This window comes from Ruegeria sp. HKCCD7296, from assembly GCF_013110775.1.
Classification (GTDB): Bacteria; Pseudomonadota; Alphaproteobacteria; order Rhodobacterales; family Rhodobacteraceae; genus Ruegeria.
The window spans coordinates 1-20,801 of sequence record NZ_WVRF01000024.1; the positions used below are offsets into that span (position 1 = coordinate 1).

The 20,801-nt window shown below is 57.6% G+C and carries 20 protein-coding genes; 7 read left to right on the forward strand and 13 right to left on the reverse strand.

Annotated features, from left to right (window positions below; all coding sequences use genetic code 11):
• From GS632_RS20805 to GS632_RS20835, 7 genes are all read left to right on the forward strand, one after another.
• The coding region (locus tag GS632_RS20805; RefSeq protein ID WP_171722431.1) for an EAL domain-containing protein at positions 1-960 on the forward strand (960 nt) is incomplete at its 5' end.
• A gap of 126 nt (positions 961-1,086) precedes the next feature.
• Positions 1,087-2,916, forward strand: coding sequence for a membrane protein insertase YidC (gene yidC, locus GS632_RS20810; RefSeq protein ID WP_171238455.1), 1,830 nt, complete (start codon positions 1,087-1,089; stop codon positions 2,914-2,916).
• Positions 2,913-3,650 (forward strand): MOSC domain-containing protein, encoded by a 738-nt coding sequence (locus GS632_RS20815; protein ID WP_171238456.1) that lies wholly within the window; start codon positions 2,913-2,915, stop codon positions 3,648-3,650. Before yidC ends, GS632_RS20815 begins: the two co-directional genes overlap by 4 nt.
• Positions 3,647-4,300, forward strand: coding sequence for a ribosome biogenesis GTP-binding protein YihA/YsxC (gene yihA / locus GS632_RS20820; RefSeq protein WP_171238457.1), 654 nt, complete (start codon positions 3,647-3,649; stop codon positions 4,298-4,300). The genes GS632_RS20815 and yihA overlap by 4 nt, the downstream gene beginning before the upstream one ends.
• A 60-nt stretch (positions 4,301-4,360) precedes the next feature.
• Positions 4,361-5,224, forward strand: coding sequence for an acetylglutamate kinase (gene argB, locus GS632_RS20825; RefSeq protein ID WP_171181652.1), 864 nt, complete (start codon positions 4,361-4,363; stop codon positions 5,222-5,224).
• A 22-nt stretch (positions 5,225-5,246) separates the two neighbouring features.
• Entirely contained in the window at positions 5,247-5,933 is a 687-nt protein-coding gene (locus GS632_RS20830) for a ferredoxin (protein WP_171238458.1), read from the forward strand.
• Positions 5,930-6,427 (forward strand): histidine phosphatase family protein, encoded by a 498-nt coding sequence (locus tag GS632_RS20835; protein WP_171238459.1) that lies wholly within the window; start codon positions 5,930-5,932, stop codon positions 6,425-6,427. The genes GS632_RS20830 and GS632_RS20835 overlap by 4 nt, the downstream gene beginning before the upstream one ends.
• Before the next feature lie 45 nt (positions 6,428-6,472).
• Here GS632_RS20835 and GS632_RS20840 read toward each other — a convergent pair whose 3' ends face one another.
• From GS632_RS20840 to GS632_RS20900, 13 genes are all read right to left on the reverse strand, one after another.
• On the reverse strand, positions 6,473-7,264 hold the full coding sequence (locus tag GS632_RS20840; RefSeq protein WP_280922860.1) for an amino acid ABC transporter ATP-binding protein: 792 nt from the start codon (positions 7,262-7,264) through the stop codon (positions 6,473-6,475).
• A 12-nt stretch (positions 7,265-7,276) separates the two neighbouring features.
• Positions 7,277-8,575: an amino acid ABC transporter permease gene (locus GS632_RS20845; protein ID WP_171181646.1), complete on the reverse strand. Its 1,299-nt coding sequence runs from the start codon at positions 8,573-8,575 to the stop codon at positions 7,277-7,279.
• Positions 8,576-8,578: 3 nt separating this feature from the next.
• Positions 8,579-9,811 carry an amino acid ABC transporter permease gene (locus tag GS632_RS20850; protein ID WP_171181644.1) on the reverse strand — a complete coding sequence of 411 codons (1,233 nt, stop codon included), beginning with the start codon at positions 9,809-9,811 and terminating at the stop codon, positions 8,579-8,581.
• Positions 9,812-9,934: 123 nt separating this feature from the next.
• Positions 9,935-10,951 carry an amino acid ABC transporter substrate-binding protein gene (locus GS632_RS20855; protein WP_171181642.1) on the reverse strand — a complete coding sequence of 339 codons (1,017 nt, stop codon included), beginning with the start codon at positions 10,949-10,951 and terminating at the stop codon, positions 9,935-9,937.
• A gap of 205 nt (positions 10,952-11,156) precedes the next feature.
• Positions 11,157-11,864, reverse strand: a complete 708-nt coding sequence (locus GS632_RS20860; protein WP_171235897.1) for an ATP12 family chaperone protein — start codon at positions 11,862-11,864, stop codon at positions 11,157-11,159.
• A gap of 3 nt (positions 11,865-11,867) precedes the next feature.
• Positions 11,868-12,539, reverse strand: a complete 672-nt coding sequence (locus tag GS632_RS20865; protein WP_171235896.1) for an HAD-IA family hydrolase — start codon at positions 12,537-12,539, stop codon at positions 11,868-11,870.
• Positions 12,536-13,579, reverse strand: coding sequence for an RluA family pseudouridine synthase (locus GS632_RS20870; protein WP_171238477.1), 1,044 nt, complete (start codon positions 13,577-13,579; stop codon positions 12,536-12,538). The genes GS632_RS20865 and GS632_RS20870 overlap by 4 nt, the downstream gene beginning before the upstream one ends.
• Positions 13,580-13,699: 120 nt before the next feature.
• Positions 13,700-14,506: a crotonase/enoyl-CoA hydratase family protein gene (locus GS632_RS20875; protein ID WP_171238460.1), complete on the reverse strand. Its 807-nt coding sequence runs from the start codon at positions 14,504-14,506 to the stop codon at positions 13,700-13,702.
• 98 nt (positions 14,507-14,604) lie between these two features.
• On the reverse strand, positions 14,605-15,915 hold the full coding sequence (locus tag GS632_RS20880) for a replication-associated recombination protein A (protein ID WP_171238461.1): 1,311 nt from the start codon (positions 15,913-15,915) through the stop codon (positions 14,605-14,607).
• A 3-nt stretch (positions 15,916-15,918) separates the two neighbouring features.
• Positions 15,919-17,304 (reverse strand): trypsin-like peptidase domain-containing protein, encoded by a 1,386-nt coding sequence (locus GS632_RS20885; protein ID WP_171238462.1) that lies wholly within the window; start codon positions 17,302-17,304, stop codon positions 15,919-15,921.
• 74 nt (positions 17,305-17,378) lie between these two features.
• A complete protein-coding gene (locus tag GS632_RS20890; RefSeq protein ID WP_171238463.1) occupies positions 17,379-18,434 on the reverse strand; it encodes a TauD/TfdA family dioxygenase in 1,056 nt (351 codons plus the stop codon).
• Positions 18,435-18,557: 123 nt separating this feature from the next.
• A complete protein-coding gene (locus tag GS632_RS20895) occupies positions 18,558-19,448 on the reverse strand; it encodes a DUF2950 family protein (protein ID WP_171722430.1) in 891 nt (296 codons plus the stop codon).
• Position 19,449: 1 nt separating this feature from the next.
• Positions 19,450-20,772 carry a DUF3300 domain-containing protein gene (locus GS632_RS20900; protein ID WP_171619995.1) on the reverse strand — a complete coding sequence of 441 codons (1,323 nt, stop codon included), beginning with the start codon at positions 20,770-20,772 and terminating at the stop codon, positions 19,450-19,452.
• Positions 20,773-20,801: the final 29 nt, after the last annotated feature.

Sequence of the window (20,801 nt, forward strand, 5' to 3'; positions counted from 1 at the left end):
AGACGATCTACGCCTATATCTACAGCTCCGAAGGCCAATCCGAACAACTGGCGCGATGCTGCGAATAACGCCCTGCTTGAAGCGCAACAGAATGGCCCATCCACGATTCGCGCCTTTTCGTCCGAAACCCGCCGCCGGGCTCAGGTCCGCTCCAATCTGCGCAAGGAGTTTGAAACTGCCCTGGACAGCGGTGAGATTCGTCCTTGGTTTCAACCTCAGATATCCACCGACACCGGGCGCGTCACTGGCTTTGAGGCACTGGCCAGATGGGAGCTCCCTAAAAAGGGGGTTCTGGGCCCCAACGTCTTTCTGCCGTTTGCAGAACATGCCGATCTTATGGGTCGGCTGGGGCAGACCATGCGGCACTACGCATTTTCTGCCATGCGCGACTGGGATCAGGCAGAGCTTTATGTGCCGCGTATCGGCATCAACTTTTCCTCGGACGAGCTGCGCAATCCGGGCCTGATCGACCGCCTAAAATGGGAGTTGGATCAATTCGACCTGACACCCGACAGGTTGGCAGTCGAAGTGTTGGAGACCGTTTTTTCCCGTCGACCTGATGACGTCATAACCCGCAACGTCACCGGGTTGGCTACAATGGGCTGTTGCATTGATTTGGACGATTTTGGAACCGGCCATGCCTCGATCGCATCCATAAAACGATTCAACGTGTCGCGCATAAAGATCGATCGGTCTTTTGTCGCAAAAGCCGATCAAGACCCCAGCCAGCAGCAACTGGCAAGCGCCATTCTGACCATGGCTGAACGTTTGAATCTGGAAACACTGGCCGAAGGCGTCGAAACGCCAGGCGAGCATGCATTGATGGCCCAGTTGGGATGTGACCATGTTCAGGGTTTTGGTATCAGCAAGCCGATGCCAGTCGAAAAAACCAGGGACTGGATCATGTCCTATCGCAGCAAATTGAACCGAGTACCCAAAATTGGGCGGGAAACAGGTTAAAGAACCCCAAATCAAGCCAAAGAAGACCGGTACGTGACGAATTGAAGGGCGATTCCGCTTGACCTTTGGGCCCGCACTCTGTTGAACCCTGCGGGTGTCTTTCACTGCTCAAGGTGGCTGTCCCCTATGGACGATCAGAACAAGAATCTCATCCTCGCAACTGCGCTCAGCTTTCTCGTGATCCTGGTCTGGTTTGTGCTGTTCCCTCCGCCGGAACCGACACCTGCTCCTGAACAGGCTGAAATTTCCAATGTTGAAGGCAATGAGGTTCAGACGCCCAGCGCTGCAGGTACAGGCGCTGTGGGGGAAGCTACTGCGGCTGCGACAGAAGCTGAGCCCGAGGCCCAGGCGCCACGGATCGATATCGACACCCCGCGCCTGACCGGTAGCCTGTCGCTGGCCGGTGGTCGCATCGATGAGCTGTCGCTGAAAGACTATAAGGTTTCGCTGGCCGACGATTCTCCGATTGTCGAACTGATGTCACCGGTGGGGTCCGAGTCCGCGTATTATGCCCTATACGGTTGGGCCCCTGGCGCGGGCTTGAGCGGTGCCGACGTTCCCGGACCCAACACAATCTGGTCCGTTGAACAGGGCGAGACCCTTGGCGTTGACAGTCCGGTGACGCTTGTTTGGGACAACGGCAATGGTTTGACCTTCCGCCGCGCTATCTCGGTTGATGAGAACTATATGTTCAGCGTCACACAGTCGGTTGAAAACGCCACCGAAGCCGAGGTCGGCATGGCCCCCTACGGCATCCTGGCACGCCACGGTATCGGCGAAGACGGTGATCTGCCTGGCTTGAAGAATTTCTTCATTCTCCATGAAGGCGTCATCGGCATGGCCGACGGGACACTGACGGAGGTGGACTATGGCGACGTCCGTGATTTCGACATCGACCCGAATGAGCGTGCGCAGGCCGAGGTATATCAGGTAAAGGAAAATGGCTGGATCGGTTTCACCGATCATTATTGGATGACCACTCTGATCCCTGAGCCTGGTTCCGCATTCAAAGCTGCCGCCAAGTATGACTCGCGCCGCAAAATCTATCAGACAGAAACGGTTCTGCCGACGCTGACAGTTGCGCCGGGCGCGACCGAGCAGGTCACCACACGCCTTTTTGCCGGTGCAAAAGAATGGGAGGCCATTCGGGAATACCAGTCAGAAGGCGTTCAGAAGTTCATCGACAGCATTGATTGGGGCTGGTTCTTCTTCCTGACCAAACCGATCTTCTGGCTTCTGCACAACATCAACGTGCTGATTGGCAACATGGGTTGGTCGATTATCGGCCTGACGCTGATCATCAAGGCGATTCTGTTCCCGCTGGCGTTCAAATCCTACGTCTCGATGGCGAAGATGAAAGAACTGCAGCCGCAGATGGAGGCCCTGAAAGAGGCCGCCGGCGACGACCGGCAGAAGATGCAGCAAGGCATGATGGAACTGTACAAGAAGGAAAAGGTGAACCCGGCTGCGGGCTGTTTGCCGATCCTGTTGCAGATCCCGATCTTCTTCTCGCTGTATAAGGTTATCTTTGTCACGATCGAACTGCGTCAGGCCCCCTGGTTCGGCCCGTTCCAGGATCTGAGCGCGCCGGATCCGACCTCGATCTTCAACTTCTTTGGCTGGCTGCCCTGGGCCGCACCCGCGCCCGAAAGCTTCATGGCGCTGATCTTCATCGGTATTCTGCCGCTGTTGCTGGGTATCTCGATGTGGCTGCAGCAAAAGCTGAACCCGGCACCAACCGACGCTACACAAGCGATGATCTTTGCCTGGATGCCTTGGGTCTTCATGTTCATGCTGGGCGGTTTCGCCAGCGGTCTGGTTGTCTACTGGATTGCGAACAACACGATCACGTTCACGCAGCAATATCTGATCATGCGCAGTCAGGGCTATACCCCGGACGTATTCGGGAACATTAAGTCCGGCTTCAAGAAGACGCCAAAAACGGACAACAAATGAGCGGCACAGTCTCAAACCTCTGGCGTCACCCGATCAAAAGCCATGGTCGAGAAACGCTGAGCCAAGTCACAGTCATCCCCGGGCAGACCATGCCCGGGGATCGCGTTTGGGCGGTGGCTCATGAGGCGGCCAAGACAGATGGTTCGGACTGGGCCCCTTGTTCGAATTTCACCCGGGTCGCTAAAGCACCCGAGCTGGCGGCGATCTCAGCCGAACTCCAAGACGAGCGTGTAACTTTGCGCCATCCTGACCGGCCTGATCTGCTATTTGCCCCGGATACCGAACAAGAGGTTTTCCTGGATTGGGTAAAACCTCTGATACCCGCCGACCGCGCGGCACCTGACAGAATAGTCCGGGTTCCGGGACGCGGGATGACCGACAGTGATTTCCCATCCATCAGCCTGTGCAACATGGCATCACACCGCGCTGTCGAGCAAAAGCTTGGCCAGTCGCTGTCCACCGTCCGCTGGCGCGGGAACATCTGGTTTGACGGCCTGCCCTTGTGGGAAGAGTTTGACTGGTTGGGGCGCGACGTCCGCATTGGGCAGGCCGTGTTCCGTATCCGCGAACGCATTACCCGTTGCATGGCCACCACCGCGAACCCAGAGACTGGCGCACGTGACGCAGACACTCTGGGTGCGCTGAGCAATTGGGGCCATCAGGATTTCGGTGTTTACGCCGAAGTCATTCAGGGTGGTGAAGTCCGCCTGAATGATGAGGTGCGCGTGCTATGACATCGCTTCCGTTTCCACTGGCTGAAGAGCCGGATGACCTTTCCAAAGAACACGGGCGCAAGCTGTTTGCTGGCCCTTCTGAATTTGTCAAAGGCGTGGTCGCCATGAACGGCCTGCCCGCCCCTGATCGGTTGGAGGTCTGTTTTGCAGGCCGGTCGAACGTCGGCAAATCCAGTCTGATCAACGCGCTGACCGGAACCAAGGGTTTGGCGCGCGCCTCGAACACGCCCGGGCGCACGCAAGAGATCAATTTTTTCACCCAAGGCCCCGAACTCTATCTGGTGGACTTGCCCGGCTATGGATACGCCAACGCCCCGCTGAAAGTGGTGGAGAAATGGCAGAAGCTGCTGAAACAGTATCTCAGTGGTCGCCAGACCCTGCGACGTGCCTTTGTACTGATCGATGCGCGCCACGGCGTGAAGCCAGTCGATGCCGAGATCATGAAGCTGCTGGACACCAGCGCCGTGACCTTTCAATGCGTTCTGACCAAGTCGGACAAGGTCAAGGCCAAGGACCGCGAAAAGGTGCTGGACCAAACACGTGCGGCCCTATCCAAGCACCCCGCAGCGTTCCCGGAAATCGTGCTGACCTCTTCCGAAAAAGGCGACGGTATCGCGACCCTGCGGTCCATCATTGCGCATCTGGAATAGCTTCACACTTGGCAGGGCCGGACAAAGGCCCTAACACAGGTCTCCAAAGGGACTTTAGCCATGAAGACAAGAGATATGAACCGGGACTGGATCGCCACCGCAGCCACACTCAACAGCGCTCTGCCCTATCTGCAGCGCTATGACGGGGCCATTGTCGTCATCAAGCTGGGCGGTCACGCAATGGGCAGCGATGAGGCGATGGAAAGCTTCGCCCGTGACGTGGTTCTGATGCGTCAGGTTGGGGTTAATCCAGTTGTCGTTCATGGTGGCGGTCCGATGATCAACGCGATGCTGGACAAGCTGGATATCCAGTCTGAATTCGTGAACGGCAAGCGTGTGACAGACACAGCAACCGTCGAAGTGGTCGAGATGGTTTTGTCCGGTCTTGTGAACAAGCGCATTGTCCAGGCGATCAACGATCAAGGGGGTTCTGCCGTGGGGCTGTCTGGCAAGGATGCAAACCTGATGGTCTGCGACCAGACGGACGCATCTCTGGGATATGTGGGCACCCCCTCTGACATGAACCCGAAGATTCTGCATGACTTGTTCTCTCATGATGTGATCCCGGTGATTGCCCCGTTGGGTGCCGGCCGCGATGGTGAAACCTTCAACGTCAATGGCGATACGGCGGCGGGCGCAATTGCCTCGGCCCTGAAAGCCGACCGTCTGCTGCTGCTGACCGATGTCTCAGGCGTCAAGAATGCCGCCGGAGATGTTGTGACCGAACTGAAGGCAGGACAAATTCGCGAAATGACCCGCGAAGGCACGATCGCGGGCGGCATGATCCCCAAAACTGAAACGGCCCTGGACGCGCTGCACAGCGGCGTCCGGGCCGTGGTGATCCTGGACGGGCGCGCACCGAATGCCGTGTTGCTAGAATTGTTTACAGAACACGGGGCCGGGTCGCTTATAAGGCCGGACTGACCCGTTCAAGGAAGGATGAAACATGGCCAATCTTGCGCAGCCTTCCTCTGACCCAAATGCGATATCCTATGACCACATCGTTGAGGTCGCTCATCGTGAGGGACTGATTGTCATGGGAGCACTGCGTCCCCGTAAGGTGGAAGCCAAACAGCTTGAATCCGGTACGTTGGTCCTTTTAGGCGCCGGAGGGGACTTTTGGCCTGTTTTGAAGGCCGCACCAGAATGGGGGGCACCGGACCCGGTTGACCGCTGGTCCGCTAGGATCATTGGCGAAATAGCCCAGACATTTAATGCCGAGGCCTATTTTCCTTTTGGCGGGCCACCTTATGCCCCTTTCATCGATTGGGCCCTGAAATCAGGACGGACCTTCAGCAGCCCGGTGGGCGCTTTGGTGCATGACACGGTGGGCATGATGATCTCATATCGAGGTGCACTGCACTTTGCCGAAGAATTCAGTATCCCGGACACACCCGGACAATCTCCCTGCATTACCTGCGTCGCGCCATGTACGCAGGCCTGCCCGGTCGGTGCCCTGAACGCTCAGGAATTCTACAACATCTCAGCCTGCCACAGCCACCTTGACACAACCCAAGGACAGACCTGCATGACCGGCGGATGTCTTGCCCGCCTTGCATGCCCTCTCAGTGCAGGAGCGGAGCGTACATCAGAACAGTCGGCCCATCACATGAGGTCGTTCCACACGTCATGACCCGCACGCTGATCCTGACACGCCACGCCAAATCCAGCTGGGATAACCCGATTTTGGATGATCATGCGCGCCCGTTGAACAAACGTGGACGCAAGTCAGCCTCCGCAATTGCCAAATGGCTGCGTACACATGGTTGGGTGCCGGATGAGGTTCTCAGCTCGACCTCGACCCGAACCCGCGAAACCTGGGATAGGATGTCCATGACGGCCCGGCGCGCAAAGTTTCGCGACGCGCTCTACCTGGCGGGGCCTGACCAGATGATACGCCAGTTATTCGAAGCAAAGGGGCAAACCGTTTTGATGTTGGGGCACAATCCTGGGATAGCGCAGCTTGCCCACCAGCTGGTGCGGGAAGCTCCGACACATCCGCGATTTCTGGACTATCCGACCTGCGCAACGACCGTCATGGAATTTGACATCACCAGTTGGACCGAGGTGCAATGGCACCGCGGAAAAGTCCTTGGCTTCGCCATTCCGCGCGAGTTGCTGCAATAAAAAAAGGCGGGGCAAAACCCCGCCCTTTCTTCAATTTAAGGCCGTTTAGTGCCCCAAAATCTGGCTGAGGAACAGTTTGGTCCGTTCGCTCTGCGGATTGTTGAAGAACTCTTCCGGCTCGTTCTGTTCCACGATCTGGCCCGCGTCCATAAAGATCACGCGGTTGGCGACCTGACGGGCAAAGCCCATCTCGTGGGTCACACAGAGCATGGTCATACCTTCCTCGGCCAGTTCGATCATGGTGTCGAGCACCTCTTTGATCATCTCGGGGTCCAACGCCGATGTTGGTTCATCGAACAACATGATCCGCGGCATCATGCACAGCGAACGGGCAATCGCCACACGCTGCTGCTGACCACCGGACAGCTGACCGGGGTACTTCAACGCCTGATCGGGAATCTTCACCTTCTCAAGGAAGTGCATCGCGCGTTCTTCGGCCTCTTTCTTGGGCGTCTTGCGTACCCAGATCGGGGCCAGTGTGCAATTTTCCAGAATGGTCAGGTGCGGGAACAGGTTGAAGTGCTGGAACACCATGCCAACCTCGGACCGGATCTTGTCAATGTTCTTCAGGTCATTCGACAGCTCGATCCCGTCCACAACGATCTTGCCTTGCTGGTGTTCCTCCAGCGCATTCAGGCAGCGGATCAGCGTGGATTTGCCCGAGCCCGACGGACCCGCGATAACGATCCGCTCGCCCTGATTGACGGTCAGATTGATGTCGCGCAGCACGTGGAATGATCCGTACCACTTGTTCATGCCGTTGATTTCGATGGCGACCTCGTCGCTCACCTGCATCTTCGAGCGGTCGATTTCGCGTTCTACTGCAAGTTCAGACATGTGTTGAACTCCTTAACGATGATCTGTGGCAAGGCGACGCTCGAGCCACTGAGAATATTGAGAAATGCCGTAACAGACGACGAAGAACAGAAGCGCGGCAAAGCCCAGAAGCTCCCAATAGACGCCGTTCCATTCGGTCGACGCCAGAATGGGACCCCGGATCATGCCCACCAGATCGAACATCGAGATGACCGAAACCAGTGTGGTATCCTTGAACAGGCCCACGGCCACGTTCACGATCCCGGGAATCGAAATCTTCAGAGCCTGCGGCAGGATGATCAGCCGCATCGCTTGCGGGTAATCCAGACCCAGACTGTCTGCTGCTTCGTACTGTCCACGCGGAAGTGCCGCCAGACCGCCACGGATCACCTCGGCGATATAGGCGGCTGAGAACATGGTGATCATGATCACAACACGCAGGAACAGGTCGACTGTGCTGTCAGGCGGGAAGAAATACGCCAGCATCACCGAAGCCACGAACAGCAGCGTGATCAGAGGCACGCCACGGATGAATTCGATAAAGATAACGCAAACCCACTTGATCAGCGGCATGTTCGACTGACGACCCAAGGCCAGCGCGATGCCCAGCGGCACCGACAGAGACACACAGGTCACACCCAGCATCATGTTCAGCATGAAGCCACCCAGATCACGGCTGGGAACAGCTGTGAGCCAAGCATTCTCTGATGCACTTTCCGGGATCAGAGCTCCGCCGACATTCCAGATCACCAACGCAGTCACAATAGCCCCAAAGAACCCGGCAGCAAAGCTGTTGTTGCCCAGTTTCTGGAATACGGCACCTGCTGCAATGAAACCAACCAGCGCCACCAGAGGAACCAGGATCGTGCCGCCCCAGATCAGCCAAAAGGCCACAAACGGGTAAACCGCAGTGAACAGCAGCATCTTGCGTGGCAGGTCAAAGAACAACACCGGGGCAAGGGCAACCAGCATCAGCACAAAGGCCAGGTTTGGTCTCCAATAAGCGTCGGCCGGGTACTTGAAGCCATAGATCAGCTGAGGCCAGCGTTCCGTCAGAACCGCAAAACAGGCGCCGGTCTTGCCGTCCAGGATCTCGCGACATTCCGCCAGAGAGTTGGCATTCCACACCCCGTTCAAAATCCACGGCAACGTGTTTTTCAACAGAATGTAGATCAGCACCAGCGACAGCACCGTCAGGATGGTGTTTGTCACGCCCGAGAAGAGGTTCTCGCGTAGCCACTTGACCACTCCGACTTCATTTGCAGGTGGCGGTGAAGGCGGGATAGTGCCTTCGGCCACAAAGGCGATCGGGTTTGTTGTTTGATCACTCATGGCTCAGCGCTCCTTCAACTTAACGGAGGCGTTGTAGATGTTCATCGCCATCGAAATCAGCAACGAGGCTGTCAGATAGAAGAGCATCAGCAGCAGCACACATTCGATCGCACGACCGGTCTGGTTCAGCGTGATGCCGCCCAGCGTGGCTGTGATGTCTGCATAACCAACAGCGATCGCCAGCGACGAGTTCTTGGTGATGTTCAGGTATTGCGAAATAAGCGGCGGTATGATGACACGCAGTGCCTGGGGCAGAACGACAAGGTTCATGATCCGTCCGGGACGCAAACCCAGCGCGGCGGCGGCCTCGGTCTGACCTTTGTTGATCGCCTGAATACCCGCACGTACGTTTTCCGCAATGAAGGCACCGGTGTAGATCGACAGGGCGAACCACAATGCAATCAGCGGGCCGCCAACCTTGATACCACCGCTGAAATTAAAGCCTTTCAGAGCGGGAATATCCCAGGTCAAACCCATGATGAGCATCAGCAAGGCAAAGGGCACCAGCCAAACAGCCAATTTGACCAAGAATGTCTTCGGACGTTCGCCGGTCTCTTCCTGTTTCAATGTGGCCCGCTTTTCGATCTCGTGCGAGGCGAACCACGAACCGATCAAAACGACAATCACCAGCAACCAGTTCAGAATGGTTGCGCCAAACAGCCCGTTTGCGAACTCGGGCCGCGGGATATAGACACCCCGGTTGGTAAAGGCAAAGGCGTCGAACAACATACTGGATGTGGCGGCATCGCCCCGGAACGCGCGTGGCGCGGGCAGTACAGCCGTCATGATGGTGAAGATTATGATGATCCAGATCAGAACCGGAATATTCCGGAAGATCTCGACATAGACCGCCATCAGTTTCGACACGAGCCAGTTGTTCGAAAGCCGCAGAACCCCGGCGATCACGCCGAACACCGTGGCCGTAATACATGCCAGAAAGGCAACCAACAGCGTGTTGAGAATACCAACAACAGCCGCACGCCCGTGACTGGACTGGCTGTCATATTCTATCAGTCTCTGGTTGATGTCATACCCGGAGGAGTCGCCCAAAAACGAGTAAGAGATGTTGAGCCCTGCGGCCCGAAGGTTCTGGATCAGGTTGTTTCCGAGATACCAGATGGAAAGCGCAATAACGATCGCCGCGATCACCTGAAACGTCAGGGAGCGATAGCGAGTGTCGTTAATGAGCATGGACAACCGAAAGTCAGCTTTCGGTGGATCAGTCATAGTCGACATATTTTGAAATCCCCGTAGCGTGCGGTTTTTTTGTCTTGGCGAGTTTTTCCCGCTCTGAATGCTTCCGCAGCTCTTTGATGTGAAGAGGGCGCAGGTTATACCCTGCGCCCATCTCCGTAGATTTTAGCGGAACGGCGGCGAATACAGCAGGCCGCCTTCGGTCCACTGAGCGTTCAAGCCGCGCGCCAGACCAATCGGAGTTTCTTCACCGATGTTCTTGGCGAATACTTCACCATAGTTGCCACCTGCTTTGATGGCTTTGGCAGCCCAGTCAGCGTCCAGGCCCAGCATCTCACCCAGAGTACCTTCGGTACCCAGCAGGCGGTTGATTTCCGGGTTGTCGGTGCCACCGCTCAGCTCATCGATATTGGCCGAGGTCACACCCAGTTCCTCTGCCGAGACCAGCGCGTTCAGAGTCCAGCGGACAACGTCGCCCCACTCGTGGTCACCGTGGCGAACCAGCGGTCCCAGAGGCTCTTTCGAGATGATTTCGGGCAGCAGAACGTGCTCGTCCGGTGCTTCAAACGTGGCGCGCGTCGCTGCCAGACCCGATGCGTCAGTGGTGTAAACGTCACACGAACCAGCCAGATATTGTTGCTGCGCTTCGGCGTTGGTTTCGATCGGAACCGGCTCATAGCTGATGTTGTTCGAGCGGAAGAAGTCCGCCAGGTTCAGCTCGGTTGTGGTGCCGGTCTGGATACAAACGGTTGCGCCGTCCAGTTCCTTGGCCGAGCTGACGCCCAGCGCCTTGGGAACCATGAAGCCCTGACCGTCATAGTAGTTCACACCAGTGAATTCGAACTTCAGGTCGACGTCGCGGCTGAAGGTCCATGTGGTGTTACGGGCCAGCATGTCGATTTCGCCGGATGCCAGCGCAGTAAAGCGTGTTTTACCGGTGGTCGGAACAAACTCAACGGCGTTTGCGTCGCCCAGAACGGCAGCAGCAACAGCGCGGCACAGCGAAACGTCAAAGCCTTGCCATTCACCATTTGCGTCGGGTGCAGCAAAACCAACCAGACCGGTGGTCACGCCGCAATTCAACTTGCCGCGCGCCTTGACGTCGTCAATGGTGCCCGCCGCAGCTGCACCAGCAGCCAGACCGGCAATCGTCGCCGCGCCCAAGATTACGGATTTTTTCATTTTTACCTCTTCCTGATTTTCCGTCTCATAAGAAACGGCTCTGCCCGGCAAGTGGATGCCGGATAGGTTACCCCAAAGGTGTCTCCCCTTTAGTGGGACTGAGTTTGGGCGTATTCATAAACAAACGTCAAGGGTCGGATCATCGAAATCGATGGTTCACCCCCCAAGCCCTTTGCACAATTGCCCAAATATCAGGAATTATGGCTCAAACCGACATATCAAAGAAGCGTTTTGCATGTAGAAACGCCGCCCTTTTGACCTCAGCAACCTCATGCGCCTCGTCATCATGGCCCCATTGCTCGATCTGCCAGATTTCGTCCAGTCGCGAAATGCGCCATATCTCGTCCGGATTGCGCCAATCCAAGGCTGCCGCGAACCCAAGAATCAACGACCCTGACAGGCTGACAAGATCGTGGAAGGCCGCCAGTTGAAACGCATTCAGCGCATGGACCCGTGCGCGCAGCGTCTCCAAGGCCGGACGCGCTTGTGGTTGGTGCAGCACCCCTGCGACCGGTACCAGACGAACGGACAACGTAGATTCGGCCCAATCCAAGGCCGGGTCCCATTCGTCCCTTTGGCGGTTCTGCAGCTCTTGCGGGTGCGTGGCACGGTAACACAGCAGATCAGAATCGCCGTAATCGGCCAGCATGTCGGCCACTTCTGCATGCTGAACGCGCACTTTGTCGATTGCGGCATTGGCAGAACGTGTGAACGGCATTGTCGCAGGATCAACTTCTTTTTCCTGCGCATCCCATTCTACCGCGACCGCTTCGGCCATGCTGCGGGTCGGTAAGATCAAACCTTTCTTGGCGGGCGTTTTGACACGTCGACCGTCCAATTCAACCGCAAACCCGCCGTCGGCCTCGACAACGGCACTGTCTTTCCAGAAGCGTTTTGGTTTCCAGTCGCTCATTTCCTAGTTCCATATTCCAGCCAGCGCCGTGGGCAACTGGTCAAATGTCTCGATCACGCAAGTCGCCGAAGCCAAAGCCGAGCGATCATGGTATCCCCAGGTCACCCCAATTCCACGCACACCCGCCGCCGCAGCCATGTCCATGTCAAAGCTCGTATCACCAATCATCACTGCGCAATCCGGATCAACACCGGTTTCAGACAAGGCGGTCTGCACCATGGACGGGTGTGGCTTGGACGGGTGATGATCTGCAACCTGACGCGTCACAAAATAAGCCTCCAGCCCGTGCGCCTCGATCAACGCATCAAGACCGCGCTGTGACTTGCCGGTGGCTACTCCTAAAAGTACTTCGGGCACAGCGTGTAACGCTTCAATCGCCTCACGCGCGCCGGGATAAAGCGGCGAACTGGCCGCACCCAGGTCCAGCCGATGTGCGTGGTAAGCCTCTTTGTACCCTTCAACCAGATCACCCTGGACCAAGGATGGTTGATCCGGTGCCAGTCGCGCAATGGCGTGTGGCAAGGACAGACCCACAATCGAAAGGATCGCGTCGCGCGACGGGACAGGCACCGAAGCAGCCTGAAAGCTGGTTGTCATGGAGTGAACGATACTGCCCTGACTGTCGACCAGCGTGCCGTCGACATCAAACAGAACCAGCCGTAAGGGTGCGCTCATTGCAGATCCTCAAACGGATCGTCAGCAGCCAGATCCTCGGTCCACCCGAACGTATCCCAGCTGTGCTTCATATGATCCGGCAAAGGTGCCGTGACTGTCACAGGCTTACGGGTCATTGGGTGTTGAAACGACAGTCGCCGGGCATGCAGGTGAAGCTTTTTACTAATGATCCCACCCAGTTGCGCGCCCCAGCCGTCGCCAAGGTTTTCCTGGCCCGAGCCGCCATATTTTCCATCGCCAATAATCGGATGCCCGATGGCCGCCATGTGGGCCCGCAGCTGGTGCGTCCGCCCGGTGATCGGCTCCATTGCAACCCATGCGGCACGGCCGGCCACCCGGTAGAGGGTCGCGTAATGCGTGTGCGCGCGTTTGGCGCCTGGTGTGCTGTCGATTTCGTTCATATGCACGGGGATCATCTTTTCGCCTTCGCCGTGCTTGCCATGACCCGGTGCTTTGACAAGGCCCGTCTTGATCTCACCCAGGTAGGGAGTCGGAACACCGGCCACCAGTGCCCAATAAATCTTGCGCGTGTCGCGGTGACGGAAAGCGGCCGTCAGGCCCTTGGCGGCCTCACGCGTGCGGGCCATCAGCAGAACACCTGACGTATCTTTGTCCAAGCGGTGGACCAGACGCGGGTTCTCGTCATAGCCGAACCGCAACGCCTCGGACAGGCTGTCGACATGCCGGGTCTGCCCGCTGCCGCCCTGAACCGGCAGGCCCTGCGGCTTGTTGAGCGCCAGAATGTGATCGTCGCGGTAGATCACGCAGGACTGGATCATCTTGGCATCGGCATCCGAGATACGATGTTTGACCTCAGCCGGTTTGTGATCTGCGTCAGGCAAAGGCGGCACACGCACCACTTGCCCGACCTCAAGCCGGGTCGAGGCTTTGGCGCGGCTGCCATCGACACGCAGCTCACCCTTGCGGCACATCTTTTCAATGCGGCCCTGACTGACATGCGGAAAAAGACGGCGCAGCCAGCGGTCAACGCGCTGGTCGCCATCCCCTTCAGCGACTGTAATCATCTGTACGCCACTCATGCCATTAACCCATGCACCGCGCGGGTGAGCCGCCCGGATTGCACCTTTGTCCGTGTCCCAGAAATCATGGGCGTCTGTCGCGCGCAATGCACCAAGAGTCAAGGTATCTGGTCGTTGCGATCAGATGTTCGAGAAATCCCCGTGCCGCCCGGCACCATCCCGGAAACGCCCCGCGCCCGAGGTTCCTTCACGGCGGATCGCCTCCAACCCGTTGGCCCATTCCACCTTGAGCGCCTCGCGCACCGGCATACCCCGCGTTTCGATGATCGAACGGCGGTCAGCCCGCACAGCCTCTTGCGGAAAACGTGCAATTTCATGGGCCGTTTCTTCAGCTGTAGAACGCGCTTCACCATGCGGGACGACCTTTTCTGCCAGCCCGATCCGATAACATTCTTCGGCCTCGACTTTCCGACCTGTCAAGGCGATCTCCAGCGCTTTGCCTTGCCCCACCAAACGCGGCAACCGGACCGAGCCGCCATCCATCAGCGTAATCCCCCAGCGGCGGCAGTAAACACCCAGATATGCCGTTTCCGCCATCACGCGGATATCGCACCAAAGAGCAAGCTCCATGCCTCCGGCCACGGCGGCACCCTCAATCGCGCCGATGACCGGTTTCGAAAGCTCCAGCCGGGACGGTCCCATCGGCCCAAGTGTCGAAGTGGCTGAACCTATTGGAAAGGTATGTTTGTCGAAATACGCCTCACGCAGTTCAGGGTCGGCCAGCGAGGCGGCGAGTTTCAGATCCCAGCCCGCGCAGAAATTGCCACCTTTGCCCCAGAACACAGCGGCTTTGGCAGAACTGACTTCAAAACTCAGGAATGCGTCAACCAGAGCTACAGCGTGTTCCGTATCAACGGCATTTCGTGCATCCGGCCTGTCATGGATGATGGTCCAGACGTCTTGGGTCTTTTCAATTGAAACCGGCATTTCCCGTCCTCCCTTGCTGGTATTGACCCAAGGGAAGCGTTCAATTGCGAACCTGTCGCCTGTGACGCGGCGGCATGTTCAATACTAACCCTGCGTAACTAACTGTTGCGCTGCGTCCGAAGCTTGGCAAAGTAATCGAGGCGCTTTTTCAGCTCTCGTTCGAACCCGCGTTCGACCGGCTGATAGAGGTCCGGGCGTTTCATCGTTTCAGGGAAGTAGTTCTGACCGGAAAACCCATCCTCGGCGTCATGGTCATAAGAGTAACCCGCACCATATCCCTGATCCTTCATCAGCGAAGTGGGTGCGTTCAGGATATGCTTGGGCGGTGGCTCGCTACCGGACTGTTTGGCCAGTCGCATGGCCGCTTTATAGCCCACGTAAGCCCCATTGGATTTTGGGGCCAGCGCCAAATAAACCAAGGCTTGAGCCAGCGCCAATTCCCCTTCGGGAGACCCCAGCCGTTCATACGTTTCCCACGATTGCAGGCAAATGGCCTGCGCCTGAGGGTCCGCCAGACCGATATCCTCAACTGCCATCCGCGTAATCCGACGCGCCAGATAGCGCGGGTCTTCGCCGCCGGTTAGCATTCGTGCGAACCAGTACAGCGCAGCATCCGGGTCAGACCCACGTACCGATTTATGCAGGGCCGAGATCAGGTTGTAATGCTCATCACCCGACTTGTCGTATTTCGCAGCCCGCCGCATCAGCCGCGTCGACAATGCATCGGGATCCAGCGGCGCGTCCTCTTTCCAGGCCGAGACCTGTTCGATCAGGTTCAGCAACGCCCGCCCATCGCCGTCTGCCATTTCCTGCAACGCATCGCGTGCAGCCGGGGTCAAAGGCAATGCGCGGTCCAGCTCTTTCTCGGCGCGCTGCGTCAGGCGCTCAAGGTCGGCAAGGCTGAGGCGTTCCAGTACCAGAACCTGCGACCGGCTTAGCACAGCTGCATTCAGTTCAAATGACGGGTTCTCGGTTGTTGCGCCCACCAACAAGATGGTGCCGTCTTCCATATGGGGCAGAAACCCGTCTTGCTGCGCCTTGTTGAAACGGTGGATCTCGTCCACGAACAACAGCGTCCCCTGCCCGTTCTGTCGGCGAATCTTGGCGGCCTCGAAGACCTTCTTCAGGTCAGGCACACCCGTGAAGATCGCACTGATCTGGACAAAATGCAGATCGGTTTCCTGCGCCAAAAGCCGCGCTATGGTCGTCTTTCCTACTCCGGGCGGACCCCAAAAGATCAGGCTGGACAGGCTGCCCGCCGCCAGCATCACACCCAGCGGGGCTTCAGGCCCCAGCACCTGCTCCTGACCGATGACGTCACCCAGCGATTGGGGCCGCAATCGATCTGCCAAAGGGCGGCGCGGGGCATCGACGGGTTCGGTTGGCCCGGTATCGAACAGATCGCTCATACGTTACAGCCGGAATCGCAGGGACACGGACCGGCCTTCGCGTTGAAGCCCCATCTGCACACGGCGTCCCGGGTTTGTCATTGCGCGTTCGACATCACCGGGGCGCTGAATATCGACCGCATTGATGGTCTCGATTACATCGCCAGGTCGTAACCCGGCCCGCGCGCCATAAGGGCCCGGATCAACAACAACAACGCCGGTCAGAGACAGGGGCAGGCCCAGCTTGGTGATCACCGCCGGATTGATCCGGGACACGATCAAACCCGGCAGAACGGTCGTATCGTCCAGCGCGGTTTCTTCGGCAGCGGGTGTTTCAGGTGCTTTGATCAAGGCCACCTCGACCTCATCGCTTTGGTCGCCGCGCAGCCGCGTCAGAACCGAGCTTCCCCCCACACCTGCAATAGACATGCGGAACTTCATTTCAGCGGGGGAGTTCACCTCGTCCCCGTCCACATGGGTGACGACGTCGCCCACCTTCAGCCCCGCCTCGCGCAGCGGGCTGAGGTCATGCAGGTCCGAGATCACAACGCCCAGCGGGATAACTAGCCCCAAAGATTCCGCGATATCCGCGCTCATGTGCTGACCCGACATTCCCGCCCAAGGGCTGACAAAGCTGTCATTGCCTTGCTGCGCCTGTTTCAGGAACTCAGCCACCAGATTTGCCGGGATTGCAAAACCGATTCCGTTGGAACCGCCCGACCGTGTCAGGATCGACGTGTTGATCCCGATCAGATCGCCATTCACGTCGATCAATGCGCCGCCGGAATTGCCCGGGTTGATCGCCGCATCCGTCTGAATGAAATACCCGCGACCGTTGCCCGTTGCCGTTCCCGTGCGCGCCAGACCCGAGATGATACCCGAAGACACGGTTTGCCCCACACCAAAGGGGTTCCCAATGGCCAGGGCCAGTTCGCCAACTTCAACCTGATCGGAATCCCGCAGGCTCAGGAACGGCAGGTTGTCGGCCTCTTCCAAACGCACGATCGCGATGTCGCTTTCTTCGTGGCCCAGTACAACTGTGGCCGAAAACTCGCGTCGGTCCGTGGTGACGACCCGGATCTCTGTCGCGGATCCAACCACGTGATAGTTAGACACGACATAGCCGTCATCGGACAGGATCACACCAGAACCCAACGAGTTTTGAACGCGCGGCTGTGGCGTGCCAAAGCCCCGGCCAAAGAAGTCTTGAAAAAACGGGTCCGAAAAGAACGGGCTGGACCGCCCCTGCCGCACGATCTTGGCATAGATATTCACGACCGCAGGAGAGGCTTTTTTCACCACAGGAGCAAAGCCCAGCGAAATCTCGGCCTGCGACTGCGGCACGCGTGTTTCAGCCGTCGCAAATGTGGAAACTGCACAGGTCAAAGCGATAAGTGTCGCGCGAAGCATGGATACCTCTACCTCAAAAGCTGCGTAGGATATGCGACTACGCGCGCGCTAATGCAAGCACCTGTCCGGCGTGCTCAATCCAGCGGCGCGTGCAGGCGGGTCCCTTTTGTAATGATCCCGCCCCGATTACCCACTTCGATCGACCCGTAGCGCTGTTTGAAAACGTCAGGCAACTCCCGGTCTCCGTCGGGTGAGAGCCATAGGCGAAAAAGATGCCGACGGTCGACCGGATCAGGCCAGTCCACAAAACCCGTCCGGTCATGCAACTGAGAATGGTTGTAGACAAATTGCATATCGCCGGGTTGCAACCGCATGGTCAGATATAGATCTGGGTCGTTCGACAAAGAGTCGAACTTGTCCAAAGCAGCGACATGCTCTGGGGTCAGGCGCATGGCTTCGGGAAACCGCTGCGCACTGTCGATATACTGCCGCTGATAGAACACGGTCAGCTTGCCATCATGCCAGTTGAAGGGCGGAATGGTCATAAAGGGCTGCATGCCTTCCGGCACTTCACCGCGCCGGTCGGTTGCTATCGGGTCGAACAATCGCTCCAGCAGGTCTGGGCATTCGGCGCGCATCCGGTTGTAGATGGCTTCGGCACTGACCAGCAGTGAATCCCCGCCCTCTTTGGCGTCCCGAAGACACAAAAGCCCCACGATATCGGCACTGTCTGTGTGAAAGGTCTGCCGCTCGTGGGTCTGATAGATCCGCGTGTTCGGGTCATTTGCGTCCGCCCCAATGTCCCGGACATGACCCAGAATATGCCCCTGTGCATTCTGGGATCGCGCCGATCCCAAATGGGCACCCACTCCGCAGAAGATCGCGGCGGCCATCTCCTGAGAATAGGTCTCGACCGGCAGGCCCCGGATCACTTCGAACCCAATACCGTTGATCAGGGTGTCCATTAGGGTCTCTAAATGGCGATCGAACTGGTGCAGCGGAAAATCTGTTTTGGTGATTTCGCCAATATCCCGCCCCAGGCTTAGATAGTGGCGCGCGGCTTGCTCAAGGTCTGCGACATCCTCTGGCCTCAGATGCAACAGCCATTCATTCTGCCGCGCTGCCATTTCCCGTCCGTTCCAAACAGATGGACCGGTGATTTGTGCCGGTAATTCAGAAAACACGGTCATCGCTGCCTCCAATCACGCTGTTTCCATATTCACGCGTGAGAAAGCACAGTTCATCATCTGAAGTCACCGAAACTTGTTAAAATACGACACCCATCTGGTCCGCGTTCGCAAACGCTTTTGGTTTTACTCTGCTGGCGACCAATCAGGGCCCGGGTCATACTCTTGGATATCCGCAGCGCGTTCGAGCGTGTCAGGACCCAAGTCCGCCTCGAAAATGATACCGTTCTCACCAACAAGAAACGAATGAATTCCGGTCTCGCCATACTTAGAAGGAACGGCAAGCAGCGCATGACCTGCTACAAAATGACCCCCAACAAAGTACGAATACGCACCACCCGGAGCATTGGGTCCCTGCCCCTGAAGGATTGTATAGTAGTACCCCAGGAAGGGTTCAGGTTCGTAGTCCTCTTCTCCGTCACTCCACCCAGAAGCCACCGCCCGCGCGAGCGCCGCGCCGACAAAGCTGTCTTCCTCGGGCCAGAACAGACCATCTTTCACACCCGGATCGGAAATGATGTTGCGCGCGAATTCCATCACGCCGTCGCCATTATGGTCGGCCAAACGGAACGCGGCCTGAAGATCGACATAAGCATCAAGCAATTCCATCACTTCCAGCTCATTCAAGCCAATCTCGCGGGCCGAAACCTCTTCGATGCCCGCTTCGAGGTCAAAGTGCCATTCCTCACCGGCCCGAGAAATCGGGATCGGGAAGGGCCAGCTGCCTTCTCCCAGCAAGACGACAACACCGTTCTCGTCCGGCTGGAAACGATAGCCCTCGGCATACATGCCAAGCACTTCCTCTCGTCTGGCGCGGTCTTCTTCGGGGTCGCCGGTTGCAAGCAAGTCTTCGGCCTCAGCCCCAAACACGTCCAGCAACTGGTCCCGATCATCCGACTTCAGAGCACCGACAAACGCATCCAACGCCGCTTGCGGGCTATTGTATCGGGCACCCTCGGATGCCGCTGTGCTCGCCGTGATCAAAAGAATGGCAGAAGAAATTATGAGTTTCCGCATCTTATCTCCTCCGCTTTCCCTTGGCTGCGTGCCCGCGTTTTGACGCGCTGTGGGTTCTCTTGCCGGACGCTTTTTTTTGCATGGCTTTCCCTTTGGCCGCAGGTTTTTTCTGCTGAACTGCAGCCCTTTGGGCCTGAGGTTTCTTGGCGGTCTTTGCGTTGCTTTTAACCGGCTTCTTGGCGGCACCAGAGGGTTGCTTGGTTCTGTCCACAGCCTTCTGTTTCGCGGCGGCTCTGTCAGTGTCGACATTCCCCCGATTGACCTTGGGCAATTGCTTGTCATTGCCGCGGTTGGCCAGTGCACCACCCGCAATCGCCCCGGCGCCCGCCCCGGCCGCCAACGCCGCAGCGCCCGAGCCGTCCCGACTTATGTCGGCAGCCCCGGATTCTCGGCTGAGCTTTGAGCGCAACTCATCTGTGCGGCCGTTTGGCCGGTCAACGGGCAATGTTCCGGCACCGCCACCAGTGCGTTTATGATCGGCGATTTTGTTCCGCGCTTGTTGCTGACGGTTCGTATCAGGCTTCCATTCAACATCTTTGCGATTAATGTTGTTACCGATATTGACGTTACCATCGACGTCTATGTCGATATTCGGGTTTCTGTAGATCGGGCCACCGCCCCATCCACCGCAGTTTCGGCACCCCCAATAATCGTACCAATCATCGTCATCGTCGAAAATCTCGTCAATCAACGCCACGGTGCCAAAGGTCAGCAGAGCGGCCCCAACGACGTCACCCGTTGATGGCCCGGTATACACCGTGGCAGGATCATATTGCGGAACGTAAACGGTTTCCGTGTTGGTCGGTGTGATGACGACGGTTTCATCCTCTTCGACCTCAACGGTTTGTTCCGGGCCGGACACCAGTGCACCGCTATCGATTGCCTGATCCCGCATCACCTGGACGGCATCCATCACATCGTCAGATTGGGCCAACATCGCTGTTCCCATCGTTTCGGTCCAGTCGACATGTGTCGCCATTTGCCCAACGATCTCGGGGAACGCTGTTGCAAGCACGCTGACGGACGGGTCCCAGCCCATCGCTTCGATTTCAGGCTCAAGCTCAGCCGGATCTCGGTCTGCATTGTCGATCAGAAAACGCTCGGCCTTCACAATCTCCAGCGGCTGGGTCGAGGCGACAAGTATCTGGATGAGCAGAGTATCCGGGTACAATGCAACCGGCGCGACCAGAGTTTGCAGCTCTGCGTCGGTCAGAAGGTCCGTTGTTTCTTGCGACGCCGCCTCGGTCGTTTCATCTGTGGTTTCCTGCGCGAAAAGCGCAGTGCTTGCGCAAAACAGGGGCGCAAAAATCAGATATCTAAACATATAGTGATCCTTCAATTTCTTTGAGGATC